This is a genomic window from Ruminococcus sp. AM42-11 (assembly GCF_003480145.1).
GTDB lineage: Bacteria > Bacillota > Clostridia > Lachnospirales > Lachnospiraceae > Blautia_A > Blautia_A faecis.
In genome coordinates this window covers 15,078-28,418 of the sequence record NZ_QUIO01000035.1, presented here as the reverse complement: position 1 = coordinate 28,418, position 13,341 = coordinate 15,078, and the positions used below count along the sequence as shown (strand labels likewise).

The window sequence follows — 13,341 nt, the reverse complement described above, 5'->3', positions numbered from 1 at the left end:
ATCACTGCACCTCCTTTGTTACCTTCCATTGCACGGAAGTCTGGTAATTTTTCCACATACGGCTGAAAATGCCGTCTTTTGCAAGCAATTCACGGCTGTTCCCGCGCTCGGCAACCTGTCCGTCGCAAATGACAAAGATCTGATCCACATTTGTTACGGTAGAAAGCCTGTGGGCAATCATAATCACCGTCTTTCCCTCGGAAAGTCTTGAAAAAGCAGCCTGTACGCGGCTTTCGTTATCCGGGTCAGCAAAGGCAGTGGCTTCATCCAGAATGATGATCGGTGCATTTTTCAGCATTACACGGGCAAGGGCAATTCGCTGCTGCTCGCCGCCGGAAAGATAGACACCTTTTGTACCGATGACCGTATCCACACCCTGTGGGAGTTTTTCCAGAATATCATCGCATTGGGCGTGATGAAGGGCAGCCAGAACTTCCTCACGGGTAGCTTCCGGTTTCCCCATACGCACATTTTCCAGAATGGAAGCCTTGATCAGACGGCTATTCTGAAATACGAAAGACACTGTGTTCATGAGTTCCTCTTTCGGGATGTCTTTCACATTTACACCACCGATTTTTACCATTCCGCTCTGTGGATCAAAGAATCGGGAAATCAGGTTGGCAAGGGTTGTTTTTCCACCGCCGGATGGGCCTACAAAAGCTACCGTCTGTCCTGCAGGAATGGTGAGTGAAATATCTTTTAATACTTCTTTTTCTCCATCATAGCTGAAATGAATCGATTTCAGTTCCACGGAAGCATTTTGCGGATGCATAGGATGTCTGGTTTCCTCCAGAGGCTTCAAATGCAAAACGCTGTCAATTCTCTGTAAAGCGTCATCTACGATCATGGCATTTTCACTTTGGAACATGATGCGTGTCAGTGTAACAGAAATAACCGGTGTAATGATAATATAGAAAATGAGATCCAGTAAGAAACTGGAAGTCACACCCTCTTGTGTCAGCAACAGTCCTCCGGCGATCAGTGTGGCAAAAACTCCGTTAATTGCAGCTGTATAGAACATCATCGGTGTCCGAAGCTGCTTGGTATAAGCAATCACCCATACTTTATACCGGTCAATGGAGTCTTTAAACTTCTTAAAGGAAAAGATCGTCTGGCCAAAGGTTTTTACCACCGGAATCCCGCGGACATACTCTACCGCTTCATTGGACATATCATCCAGCGCATTCTGGTATTCTTTCATCTTTTCCTGCATCTGCTTTCCGGTCATTGCCATCATGATCAGAAACCCCAGCACAACCGGAACAAGGCTCAATAGTCCCAGTCTCCAGTCAAACACGAACAACAGCACCAAAAGACCGCAGGGGGTTGCAATGGCATTGGCTCTGTCGGGAAGCTGATGAGCGAGATAGGTTTCGGTGGCTGCACTGGATTCGTTGACGATTTTGCGCAGTTTTCCGCTGCCAAAACTCTCGGCAAATCCAAGAGGAAGCTTAACAATATGCTCCATGGTCTGGATACGCAGGTTTGTGGCGATACGAAATGCTCCCAAATGGGAACACATCAGCCCGGCTATGTAGACAAGCACCGCTATAACCGCAAACAATACTGCCATCCAGCCATTACTGGTCAGGTCCTGTGCCTGGGCAAAATTCGGTGCCACCTCCAATACTTCCTTGATCATTTTCCAGATGTAATAGAATGGTACCAGAGCAATCAGGGCACTGATGGCAGAAAGCACCCAGGAAGCATAGGTCAGGTACTTATGGCTGCCTGCAATTCCCAGCAGGCGTGATAAATTAGATTTTTTTTTCAAAAAAATTCCTCCTTTTCTTTGTGTCTATGATAAAGAGAACACGTCCATGTTCTTACAATATCCAAATTTAGGTTAGTTGTTGCTAACTATCGAACAAAAATTATAAGGCATTACTGCCCCATAATTTTCATCCATCCTGCTGTATAAAAGGCGCGCATTTCTCTAACGTAGTTTCGGCATCTTTTAGCGGCATTTCATGAATGATCAATTCAAAAAAAGTATGAAACATGCCGGTGATCAGAATATGCTCCAGCGAAGGATCGATATGGGGAGAGGGCCTTCCAAGCTTCCTTAAAACCTCCTGATAGGCATGAGTCCCTTCCACTTCAATCTCCACCATTTCATCAATTAGCCCGGCAAATTTTGTTCCTTCCGAACAGACAAGGATCAGTTTACATTCCTCTAAATGCTCATACGCATAATGAAGAATATCGTACATGCAGATCCCGAAATATCACTCATGACTTCCGGCTGTCTGGCAGCTGGAAGTTCAGCAAACTCCTGCTGTGCCTTTATAAAACGGTTGCGAATATATTCATAATGCTCACCAACGATGGCTTCAAAAAGTTCTTCTTTACTTTTGTAATATCCGTAAAAGGCTCCGGTAGTCATTCCCACGGATTTCACAATATTCCGCAGGGAAGCGTCTTTATATCCTTTTTCTAAAAATTCCGCTTTCGCTGCCCGGTGGATATTTTCTAAAGTCATTCCATTTCCGTTTATTTTGCACACCTCCTATATAACAGTGCTATATAACACTGTTATAATTTTAATCTCTGAAAAAGGTTTTGTCAATAGCAACAAGAAATAGTTGCATAAAAACTGCAATCCAAACATCATTCTGCACTTTATTACTGATAAAATTTTTAAATACTGGTTTTGATAACAGCTTTATTTTTTCTAAATAAATAATAAGCAGGGCGGAGTTTGTTCTCACACCCTGCTTTGTGATTATCATGAATTACTCGAAGATCTTCTTCACTTTTTCTTTCAGCCTGTCCATGCACCTGTAAACTGCCTTTTCGGTAATCTTCAGATACCTGGCGATTTCATGAGTGCTGGTCTTATCATGAGTCAGTGCCTCGATAGCTCGCTGCAATTCGTCCTCATTCTCCGGGTCAACGCTGCTAGTTGCCTCGTCCAAAATGACAACCGGCGCATTTTTCAGCATGGCACGGGCGATGGCAATACGCTGGCGCTCCCCACCGGAAAGGTGGGAACCGGTGCTGCCGACAACCGTATCATAGCCATTGTCCAGCCCGCGGATAAAGGCGTCGCAACCACTTTGTTCGGCGGCCTGTTCCACCTCCGCGTCTGTGGCGCTGGGTCTTCCCATGCGGATATTTTCCCGGATACTGCGGTTAAACAGGTAGTTGTCCTGAGATACATAGGAAATCTGATCTGCAATTTCAGACAGCGGTATATCCTTCAGCTCATGACCGCCGAGGGTAATGCTGCCGGATGTAACATCCCAATATCCGGCAATCAGCTTTGCCACCGTCGATTTGCCGGAGCCAGACGGCCCCACAAGGGCGGTCATGGTGCCGGGCCGGATGGTCAGGCTCACACCATGCAAAACCTCTGTTGTCCCGTCATAGGAAAAAGACACAGACCTAAGAGAAATGCCGGTATCTTCCAGCTTGACCGGCGTATCCTTATGGTTCAGTTCTTCAGCGTTCAAAAGCTGGCTGATTTCTTCCACATTTGTCCCTAATACGGCCAAATCGTCCGTAAAGGTAAAGGCTGCAACAATCGGCCCAATCAGTCCCAGCGAGAAAATTACGATAGACAGGAAAGTGGAAAGTTCCAGGCTGCCGGAGATCCAGAACGCGAAGCCGCAGGGCAGCACACAAATCAACACCGATGGCAAAATGGCGTTGTAGGCGCTCATGGTTTTCTGGTTTTCTCTCATCCAGTCCACATAGTAGTTGGCGTTATAGTTTACTGCGTCAGAATATTTTTTGTAGGAACCGGCGGATTGACTAAACGCTTTGACTACCTCAATCCCACCAATGTACTCTACAATGACATTTGCCATTTGCTTGCCTGCCTTAACCGCGCCTTCCCATTTGACGGGATAATTCTTCATGCCGGCAGACATGACAGCAAGGCCCACCACCAGCGTAACAAGTGACAGAAGCGCCATGCGCCAGTCCAAAAGGAACAGGTACACGGCGATAACAAGCGGTACCAGCACATTTGCCGTCATTTCCGGGATCAGGTGTGCGAAGGTTGGCTCCATACCTTCTACCCGGTCAACAATCGTTGTTTTATACTGGCCGGACAGAGTATCTAAAATCGTCCCCATCGGGACGCGGGCCAGCTTTGCGGTGATATTTTCCCGCAGATCGCGCAGCGTGTAATAGGTCGCTGTGTGGGAAATCGTTGTAGAAAGACAGGAAAACAGCACCTTCCCAAAGTATCCGCACAGTGCAATAATACCAGCGGTCACATAGCAGGAATAATTCTGTTCCCCAGACAACATCATTGTGACAATATGCGCTACGCAGAAATAGGGCACCATCTGGCAGGCCACGCCTAATACCGCAAGGATAATACTGCCGATGAATTTTCCATGATAAGCTTTGCCCCATCCCCATAAGACGCTTATGGGCGACTCTTTCTTTTCCTCCTTCATTCTGTGGACACCTCCTTCTTCATATCACTCAGAAAAAACTTTAGCAGGCGTTTTCGGCCATCGCTGTCCTCTATGGAATAACTTTCCTGAATTTGCCCGTTTTCTAAGTGAAGGACATAATTGCAGCAGCGTAGAATAAATTCCGGGTCATGCGTTACCACAAGCGCAGTTCTTCCAGTATTCGCCACCTGATTAACAACATTGGCAACCTGCCTCATGTGAAACAGGTCAAGACCGCTGGTCGGTTCATCGAATAAAATCAAAGGGCGCTCCGAAGCAATCGCAGAGGCAACCGCCACACGCTGCTTTTGACCACCGGACAGTCCCATCGGGTGGCAGTCCTCAAAGGAAAGCAAGTCCATCTCCTTTAAGATTTCTCTTGCCCTCTGCTTATTCTCGGTTCTCATACTGAGCAGAATTTCATCCAGAACACTTTCGGTAAAGAGCTGGTGGTTTACATCCTGCATGACCATATAACAGAGTTTCAATCGTTCTTTTCTGGAATAGTTCTTGCTCTGATCCTGCACCGTTCCTTTGAAGTGCTTTTCCAACCCGCAGAGGCACCGGGCAAAGGTGGATTTTCCCGCACCATTATGTCCGATGATGGCCGTGGCGCTGCCGGATGGGAAAGAGGTTTCCGTTATATGCAAGGTTTCCGGCTCATGCTTATAGGCAAAGGACACATTCTTTATCGTCCAAACCGCCTCATTCATTCTCTGCGGCGTGCCTTCAACTTCTGAAAGCCCCGCAAGATCAAGAGGGCGCAATCCCATATCATCGCGCAGTCTTGCCGACAGGCCGCAAAATTCCTCTGCTGTATAATCACCTTCGATTTCTCCATCTTTTAGGTACAAGACACGGTCAAAGAGGCCGGACAGATAATACAGCCGATGTTCAGAGATGATGATGGTCTTTCCCTGCGATTTCAAAGTAAAGAGTAGCTGTCGGAAATCAGCGATAGCGTATGCGTCAAGGTTGGATGATGGCTCATCAAGCACATAAATATCCGGGTCAATTGCCGCTGCCGATCCGCAGGCGATTTTTTGCTTTTCACCGCCGGACAAAGAAAAAATACTTCTATCAAGCTGTCTCATACGGCACTTTGTAGGTTTCTTTCTGGCGGCTTAAGAATGACTTGATTTCCTCAATACTCTTGGCGTTGGCTGTGGCGATCATCTCCGACATCTCGATAATCCAATGCCCTTGAAGCTTGCGGTACACATTTTCATCGTCCAGCTTCTTCAAATCGTCTGAAAACCATTCGTCCCTGCCTGCCAGCAGCCGGAAAAAGGTAGATTTCCCGGCTCCCTGACCACCAACCAGACAGAGCATGACCTCAAACTTGCTCCCCGGTCTGAATACCCGCCGGATGGCTCCCATCAGGAACAGTTTCAAGGCTTCATAAGTGTATTCGTCCGTATCGGCTCCCAGAAAGTGATGCAGGGCATAACGAATGCGCTCTGTGCCGTCCCATTGCAGGTTGTTCAGGTAATCCCTGACCGGATGGTAGCGGTTTTCGTTGGCAACAATCTTGATGGCGCTCTGCACCTTTTTCTCGCTGATAAGCCCGTAATTTTCTTCCAGATACAAAAGCAGGTAGTTCATGTCCATGTCGGTCAGCGTGGTACTGGTGCGCTCCCAGCCCAGCGGCTTCACAATGTCAATCTGCTCCGTCAAAAGGTTCAGACGCAGCGCCCCACGAAACAGCGGGTCACGCTGGAACACCGTCAGGCAGTTTCGGATGCTGTTCTTCACGCCGCCTTTCTGCGTCCCCTCTAACGTCTCCCGGATTTCTTCCGGTGTCTGCGCCGGTTCCATTGTGTCCATCGTCCTTTTGACCGCTTCCTGCGTTTCCGGCGGCAAGCTCTGAAATTCGCTGTTCAAGCCGCAGCACCTCCTTTCCCTGTGCGGCGATCAATGCCGCTTTTTCTTCTATTTCTCCGTATAACAAAATATCCAAAAGGTATTCTGTGTAGCTTATCCTCTGCAACGCTTCCACAAAAAGAGGATGCCAGATGGCATCCTGCGGCTGTGGGGCGTATGCTGTTTTCCAATGCTCCAGCAGGCGCTGATAATCGCATAGCACCCGGAAACAATACCGTTCCGTTTCCTGAAATCTCTGCTCCGCTGATTTTTGCCGGGGCTGTGACCTGTTGTGACGCTTCCTATCTGGCGGCGCATTGCCGGATTTCTCATAGGAAACGCCGAAGTCCTCCGCAAGCCTGACCGCAGCTTCCCGTTTCCCCAATCCATGCAGCAAAGCGGCAAAGTCGATCACATCCCCGGAAGCCCTGCAGCCGAAGCAGTAAAAGCGGCTGTCCACTTTCATGCTGGGCGTGCGGTCATTGTGGAATGGACAGCAGACCATGCCGTTTCTCCCCACCCGGATTCCATAGAATGAAGCAGCCTGCCGTGTGGTAACAGACTGTTTCACCGCTTCAAATACATTCAAATGCTCCCTCCGTAAAAAGACCGGTAGCGGTAAAGCTGCCGGTTATATCATAGCTCCATCTCATGTTTCTTTCTCTGTACTTCCTGTGGCTGCTCCCTCCGGCGCAGTGCGGTATCTACGGCGTTCTGCACCTGCCGCAGCCGTATGACTTCCTCCCGGAGTGGCTTGTGCTGCGGAGACAGTTCGGCATACTCTGTTTTTAACTGTGCGTATTCCTGTTTCCATGCTTTCAGGGCAATGGGTTTTCCGTCCAGTTTTTCTTTCAGAATACGGCGGGCGGCATAAAACAGCCGTAACTCCGCATCGTGGGATGTTTCAAATTTCTCCCTCTGTTTCTTAAACTTGATATTGTTCAATTCCGTATGGACAGGTTTTAGCCGCTGGTAATTCTCGCCCTCCCGTATCAATTCCTGCAATTCCTTTATCCTGGCAGATTTCTTTTTCATGGAGCCGCTTAATGCTTCAAATTCTTCACTGACAGAGGAAAGACGCTCCTGCAAATCCTCTAATGTGAGCAGCTTGTTTTCCGTCAGATAATTGACGGCTTCGGCAAACTGCTTTAAGTTTCCGGTTCTGGCTTTATTGCTCCATGCCCCTGCGTTGCGCTGGTTGTAATAAGCGATCAGCAGGTCGGCAAGGTTCGGTGTCTGTGGTTTGGAAAGTTCTTCTTTTACCTCTGCCATCCAGACAAACAGGGCTTTGATCTTCTTCCTCACATCCTGCATGAGCCGGTTGGTGGCTTTAATCCAGCGGTTCAGTTCCCCTTTCTCGGTGCGGATGCCCTTTGCTTCCATCTGCCGGACATTAGCTCCCTCGTGGACAGTAGGTATCAGGTCAAGCCCCTGCCGCACATAGGAACGGTGGTCGATACGCACATCCAGTCCTTTTTCCTCAAATTTTGTATTAACGGCAGCCGCCCACTGCTCCCGCCAGTGTTCCAGTGTTTCCGGCTCGTGCCAGTCTGTTGTGTGGACAGCATTAAACATATAATCGCCATTTTTATCCCGGATTCGGTTTCCATCTTCATCAAGAAGATATTCCCGCCGCTGTTTTTGTCCCCATGTGCCATCCGGGTTCAAAGGGCGCATTGTTGTCATCACATGGAAATGCGGGTTTGGGATACCGCCGTCCTCTTTCTCCGGACTGTGAAAAGCAAGATCGGCAATCATGCCTTTTGCCACAAACTGCTCCTGCACGAACTTCCTCGCCAGCTCCATGTTTTCTTCCAGCGTCAATTCATTCTGCATGGCAATATCAAAGGAATAGGCAAGCTGTGCTTTTGGATGTTTCTCGCAGTTCTCCACAGCATTCCAGAGGGTCGCCCGGTCAAGATATATTTCCGGCGCATGGGGTGGCAGCATGATTTCCGAAGCGATCACGCCGCCCTTTTTGGTGTAATCGCTGACTTCTCCATAGTAGCTACTGTAAAGACGCTCCCCGGCTCGGTAGGCTGCGCTGGCAATGGCGCTCTGACCGGCGCTGCGCTTTATCTGTGCGATTGAAAAATGATAAAGTGTTATCCTTAGTCACCGCCTTTCTCCTGCCCGGAAATACAGGCGTGGTTCTCTGCGGCAGACCGGATGAAATGCTCCGCCTGCGGCAGATTCAAAATGCTTTCCATGAGGGAATAAAATTCCGTTTCGGTCAGCTCCTTTGTCTGTGGCGCAATGCTCTCAACGGCTGCCCCACGGGTAATCAACCGGTGCGTCCTCTGTTTTCGGGAACCACTTTCCAGATACGTCTGCCGGTTTTTCAAACGCTGCATTTTCCGTTTTTCCCGTTCCAGCAGGACAGTGGTTTTTTCATATTCCTGTTTCAACTGTTCCAAAGATTTTTCCATGTTCTCACATCCTTTACTTATAAGATAAAGAAAGACCATCCGCAGACAGTCCGTGTGTCAGTGCTTCTATAAAAACCGATGAAAAGGGAAAACCGCAGAGCGGATTTCTCTTTTCGGAGGGTACACAGGGGATAGCCGCCTTAGCGGCGCAAGGGGGTGTAGCCACCTTGTCGGAGCGAAGCGAACGCAGACCTCGGATTGCTGATTTTATCAGCGACAGAGGTAAGCTCCACAGGACGCACGATACATGGTCTTTAGACTATGTATAGAAGTGCGCCCTTAGTTCCTAAGGGATTTTGCCGTTTCCGGCAGTTTTGTCCTTTTTCTTGGAACGCTTGGAAAGATACTTCGGGCAGTCAACCACAACCGCCCGGAAGCTCTGTTTGCATTCGTGCTGGCATTTCCGGCACAGTTCGTTGTAAGTGATACGGCTGCGGTCATTTAAGAAGAAAGACCATTCCAGCCGTCGCTTGTTGCTCATTCTTGCCATAACCGGCTCCTTTCTCCGTTTCTATCTGATGTACGCAGATAGGCTGTTTTAGTGTAGCGTTTCGGTATCATTTTTAAGGTTTTTTCCCTCTGTATGCCCCTTTGGAAAGTGCGGCAGTATTGCAGTCAGGGGATAATACCTCACGCTTTTTTGTCGCTTCTCGGTACGGTTTCGGAGCCTTTTGCCATCCATTCAAAGAAAGCAGTTTTGCTGACCTTGATAAGCCTGCCACTGCGGAACGCCGGAAAGCCGGGGGTGTGTACCAGCTCATAGGCGCTCGCTCTTGAAATTCCCATAATCTGCTGGATGTCCGCCACATCCAGAACCAGCGGTAAATCCTCGTAGCTGTTCAATCTCTTTTTATTGCTCATTCTGTTCCTCCCATAAATCAAATAGGTTAAAATGCTTCCTGCTGCCGTTCTCCCCAAAAGCCGTTTTCCTGCCCCATTCCTGCGGTGTTTCCCTGCATTGGTGCGCTGGATGCGTCACTTCTCCTGCCGGTCATATCCCTTTTGGACGGTCATTCACTTGTCAAGGTACTGTATGGTACGAAATTACCAACTGCAATCATCATAGCGGACTATCCTTGACAAAACAATACTTCTGCGATACCATGAGTGTAACGGATATAACTGAATTATATAATTACCATAAGAAAAGGCAAGGGATAGGGATGGAGAATCAGTTTATACGGCATGAGCCATGTTTTGAGAGGATTTTGTTTGTCCTGACGCTGGACAGGAAGAAAATGAAAGAGCGGATTTTGATTGGGGAAGAACAGCAGATTCGCTTCCGTCTGAACGGGAGCCAAAACACAGAGGTGCTTTGTGATATGACACGCCCACTGGGAACTTTTTTGATAAACTTTGAGCGTGACACGGACAGAGATTGGAACTTATACGGGCTTTCTCCACTGCGGCAAGCCCTCCACTCCAACCGATGGAAACAGCCGGAGCTGGAGCAGGCGGCAAGCGAATTTCTCTGGGGAAAATATCTTAGCAATGACCCTCTGAAAATGTATGTGGCGTTCCGTATTTGGAACAGCTATCTGCTTGCCAGAGAACCCCGTGACCGTAACGCTGCCTGTGACCGCTTCATGGATAAAATGAGCAGCCTGACCGGGGTATTCCATAACGAAGCCATGAGCTTTGACAGGGAGACAGGAAAACCGAAACATTTTCAAGCTGGCAGCCTTTATTTCAAAGGCGCACCGTCAGAAGATACCCGGCTTGACCTCTGGTTCCCGGACAACCGGCGCACAGAAGAATGTGTGTCTGCCTATGCGTCCCTCTACCCGTTGATTACCTATTATCTGAACAGGCTGAATGACTGGGGGCTTTGCTTCCGACAGTGCAAGGTCTGTGGGAAATATTTTCTGGCAAAGAGCCAGCGGTATGAGCTGTGCAGCGATAAGTGCCGCAAAGCACAGGCGCTTCAAAACAAGCGGGAATTTGACGAGAGGGCAAGAGAAAATAACTATGACCTGCTTTATAAAAATGAATGCCAGAACTGGCGCAACAAAATAAACCGGGTAAAAAATACCGCAGGCTTTCCGGCTGACCGTCTGGAAAAAATACAGGCTGCCTTTGCCGACTTTAAGAAAGAAGCATTACAGAGAAAAAAGGCTGTAAAAACAGGAACAGCCAGCCCGAAAGAATTTACGGACTGGCTGTATCAACAGAGTGATATTATTTTGAAATTAACTACCTTTTAAGTGATGTCTATACAAAAGATCATTCCTCCCTTATGGCAGACAAGATGCTTGTTTTCTTCAACTCGGATTTTGCGTATGCAGTGAAAATCAAATATATAACTGCTAAAACAACGACTAACGCCAGTAGAAACAGCCACGGCAATACCAACGTAATGCAATGGTTTACCGCATCCAATCGTCTACAAACAATTACACTTAAAATGCTTCCAAATACAAGAGCTATTACCAACGAACCTCCGAGGTAAATTCCCATCTCCCTATCCAGCATTGCTTTCAACTGTTGCCGTGTTGTTCCAACAGCTTCAAGCAAACCGAATTCACGCTTTCTATTCTGAAAATCAACCATAAGCATATTCATAAGGCTGATACTTCCAAAGACGAACAGAATAGCAGAAGTCATATATAGAGCATTTATAGATGCACTGTATCGATACTGAATATTTTTAATCGTTTGTTCAATCGTATTTACTTCTATTTTTTCATTTTTATCCGCAATCTTCTGAACTGCGGTCAAAACTTCATCAAAACGTCCCTCTGAATTTTTAACCGCCAGAATCCCCGTCTGTTCCGTTATCCCTGTCAGTTTCTTTGCTGTGTCATAAGTCATAATGAAGTAGGGGCTTCCGGGAACAACCGGGCTATCCTCCATTAAATCAGACCTATTGTATGTGCCTACAACAACGGCTTCCACATCAAAGGTTCTACCATCAAAAGCTCTGCCCTCAATCTTCAAAGTATCGCCAACTTGTGCTATATCTTCTGCAACCAATATTCCATTTTTCTCAACCATATCGTTGTAATCTGCTGTTCCAGAGGATAACACCGCCTGCTTTTCTTCTGTCTGTTCCCGATTTAAGGTTGGAAAGAAGTCTGAAATGCTCGTGATAGAACCACTTTCGCCCGAAAAAGTAGCTGTCATATAAACGCTGTCAAATGTGGTAATCTTTTCTATCCCATCTACCTTTTCTAATTCCTGCATCAATGCCTGATCTTCAAGTGGATTTTCTTCCAGTTGCAATTTTGCGCTTCCGTATGGCTCCGCTTCGTTATCGAAAGAGCTGCCCACTGTATTTCTTATTTGTATAATAATGTTACCGGCAGGATAATATTTGAAACTTGCCTGTTTTGCCGGATCAATAGAACCAGCAACCGTAGAAGTAACCAGTAAAAGAGCCCCGCTTACTCCAAGCATTAAAAGCGTCAGAACTGCTTTTTGTTTGTTTCTTTGTATATTTATTTTCGCCAGATTAAACGGCGTAAGTTTCCGATGCAGTTTTGAGCTGCTTTTTGCCTTTCCAGCATACGCAAGGTATTTAGCACCCTCTACCGGGGAAGTATTCATTGCTACTCGGACAGGCTTAAAAATGGCAATATTCACTGTTACAAAGGCTACTGCAGCAATCAGTACAGCATAAATAACTGTTGTTTTTAGCCGGAATCCATCAGGACAGCCAATAAATCCAATCAGTACACCAATGACAAGCCCAAAAGGAATACCAGCTAAGGCATATAAACGTCCCTCTTTACTTGCCATCCGTTTAATCTGTCTTTTTGTCATGCCAACTGTCCGCAGTTGCCCAAACATCTGAACATTTTTTACAATCTTTGTGTAAAAAACACCATAGACAATCGTTGCCGCCAAAATAGCCGTCAACGCCGCCAGTAGTGGTACTGGAATCGGAATACCCGATGTTATCACACCCGACATAACAGCAGAATATTCTGTAAGCATTACCTGTTCCTCGACAATGCCTGTATTTTGTATTGCTTTGCCGGCAAATCAAGAATAGCCGTGGAACTTATGGCGTCTGTGTTCAACCGCGTATATGCTGTAACCTGAAAAGAATCTTTTGCCAAATCTTGGGCAAGCTCTTTACTAACATAAATAAAATATCCGTTGCTTTCTTTCGTATTATTCAAAACACCTGAAATTGTATATTCTGCTTTCTGTCCTGTTCCAGTCAGGTCAATAGAAATTGTATCGCCAGTCTGATAGGATTTTCCTAAAAAATCAAGGTAGTTCTGGGGGAGCATAATCTCATCCGCTTTCTGCGGCACACTTCCCTGAAAAGTTTTTTCTTCCTGATGTAAAAAATAATCTTCATTTCCATAAGCAACAGTGATTGTTTTATTTTCAACATAAAACACACCTAGAGCGGAATATTCGCCAACCCATGTAATATTTTCGTTTTGATGCAGCTGAGCCGTTTGTTCGTCCGTAACTCCCAAAATGCCAATCTGCGCTTTATTCCTCTGTGTGTTCTTGAATTTCTCTTGTGTACCTGTTGATATTAGGAGAATCGAAAAAACCATACAGACAGAGATGGCGATTGTCAAAAGCAGAAATGCCTTGTTTCTCTTATCCGCTTGCATACTCCTACCTGCCAATTTTTTTACAATGGCACTTGTATCATTCTCAAAAGGCCATGTCAT

The 13,341-nt window shown here is 46.9% G+C and carries 10 protein-coding genes and 3 pseudogenes; 1 reads left to right on the top strand and 12 read right to left on the bottom strand.

The genetic code is table 11. The annotated features are described in order from the left end of the window. Nucleotide 1: 1 nt before the first annotated feature. The 10 genes and pseudogenes from DW904_RS17215 to DW904_RS17165 form a co-directional block, all read right to left on the bottom strand. The gene (locus DW904_RS17215; protein WP_118583047.1) at nt 2-1,774 is read right to left on the bottom strand and encodes an ABC transporter ATP-binding protein; all 1,773 of its coding nucleotides are present in this window, start codon (nt 1,772-1,774) and stop codon (nt 2-4) included. Between the two features lie 110 nt (nt 1,775-1,884). Further along, nucleotides 1,885-2,482, bottom strand: a pseudogene (locus tag DW904_RS17210) (TetR/AcrR family transcriptional regulator). A gap of 376 nt (nt 2,483-2,858) precedes the next feature. Beyond that, nucleotides 2,859-4,412 (bottom strand): annotated as a pseudogene (locus DW904_RS17200) (ABC transporter ATP-binding protein); the annotation flags it as partial. After that, a complete protein-coding gene (locus DW904_RS17195; RefSeq protein ID WP_243110475.1) occupies nt 4,409-5,125 on the bottom strand; it encodes an ATP-binding cassette domain-containing protein in 717 nt (238 codons plus the stop codon). The gene DW904_RS17195 and the pseudogene DW904_RS17200, both read right to left, overlap by 4 nt. A 373-nt stretch (nt 5,126-5,498) precedes the next feature. Further along, nucleotides 5,499-6,239, bottom strand: a pseudogene (locus DW904_RS17190) (VapE domain-containing protein); the annotation flags it as partial. Continuing rightward, entirely contained in the window at nt 6,124-6,864 is a 741-nt protein-coding gene (locus tag DW904_RS17185) for a CHC2 zinc finger domain-containing protein (RefSeq protein WP_118583041.1), read from the bottom strand. The pseudogene DW904_RS17190 and the gene DW904_RS17185, both read right to left, overlap by 116 nt. 47 nt (nt 6,865-6,911) lie before the next feature. Continuing rightward, nucleotides 6,912-8,384, bottom strand: coding sequence for a MobQ family relaxase (mobQ, locus tag DW904_RS17180; RefSeq protein WP_082923119.1), 1,473 nt, complete (start codon nt 8,382-8,384; stop codon nt 6,912-6,914). 2 nt (nt 8,385-8,386) lie between these two features. Further along, the gene (locus DW904_RS17175) at nt 8,387-8,704 is read right to left on the bottom strand and encodes a DUF3847 domain-containing protein (protein WP_202187759.1); all 318 of its coding nucleotides are present in this window, start codon (nt 8,702-8,704) and stop codon (nt 8,387-8,389) included. Nucleotides 8,705-8,990: 286 nt separating this feature from the next. Beyond that, nucleotides 8,991-9,194, bottom strand: a complete 204-nt coding sequence (locus DW904_RS17170; protein ID WP_004614949.1) for a hypothetical protein — start codon at nt 9,192-9,194, stop codon at nt 8,991-8,993. A gap of 140 nt (nt 9,195-9,334) precedes the next feature. Continuing rightward, nucleotides 9,335-9,565, bottom strand: a complete 231-nt coding sequence (locus DW904_RS17165; RefSeq protein ID WP_064786802.1) for a helix-turn-helix domain-containing protein — start codon at nt 9,563-9,565, stop codon at nt 9,335-9,337. A 302-nt stretch (nt 9,566-9,867) separates the two neighbouring features. Here DW904_RS17165 and DW904_RS17160 point away from each other — a divergent pair, with 302 nt between their 5' ends. Then, nucleotides 9,868-10,908: a DUF6076 domain-containing protein gene (locus DW904_RS17160; RefSeq protein ID WP_117457311.1), complete on the top strand. Its 1,041-nt coding sequence runs from the start codon at nt 9,868-9,870 to the stop codon at nt 10,906-10,908. 19 nt (nt 10,909-10,927) lie between these two features. On the opposite strand, the gene DW904_RS17155 is transcribed toward DW904_RS17160, so the two are convergent. Together DW904_RS17155 and DW904_RS24180 are read right to left on the bottom strand one after the other, a co-directional pair. Continuing rightward, entirely contained in the window at nt 10,928-12,640 is a 1,713-nt protein-coding gene (locus DW904_RS17155) for an ABC transporter permease (RefSeq protein WP_243110471.1), read from the bottom strand. Next, complete coding sequence (locus tag DW904_RS24180; protein WP_243110470.1) at nt 12,640-13,341, bottom strand: ABC transporter permease; 702 nt, start codon at nt 13,339-13,341, stop codon at nt 12,640-12,642. The genes DW904_RS17155 and DW904_RS24180 overlap by 1 nt, the downstream gene beginning before the upstream one ends.

Excerpts from the sequence above, each read along its gene's own strand:
- DW904_RS17175 (WP_202187759.1), bottom strand. The coding sequence starts at position 8,704 with ATGGAAAAATCTTTGGAACAGTTGAAACAGGAATATGAAAAAACCACT.
- DW904_RS17165 (WP_064786802.1), bottom strand. The coding sequence starts at position 9,565 with ATGAGCAATAAAAAGAGATTGAACAGCTACGAGGATTTACCGCTGGTT.
- DW904_RS24180 (WP_243110470.1), bottom strand. The coding sequence starts at position 13,341 with ATGACATGGCCTTTTGAGAATGATACAAGTGCCATTGTAAAAAAATTG.
- DW904_RS17195 (WP_243110475.1), bottom strand. The coding sequence starts at position 5,125 with ATGAATGAGGCGGTTTGGACGATAAAGAATGTGTCCTTTGCCTATAAG.
- DW904_RS17155 (WP_243110471.1), bottom strand. The coding sequence starts at position 12,640 with ATGCTTACAGAATATTCTGCTGTTATGTCGGGTGTGATAACATCGGGT.
- DW904_RS17170 (WP_004614949.1), bottom strand. The coding sequence starts at position 9,194 with ATGGCAAGAATGAGCAACAAGCGACGGCTGGAATGGTCTTTCTTCTTA.
- DW904_RS17160 (WP_117457311.1), top strand. The coding sequence starts at position 9,868 with ATGGAGAATCAGTTTATACGGCATGAGCCATGTTTTGAGAGGATTTTG.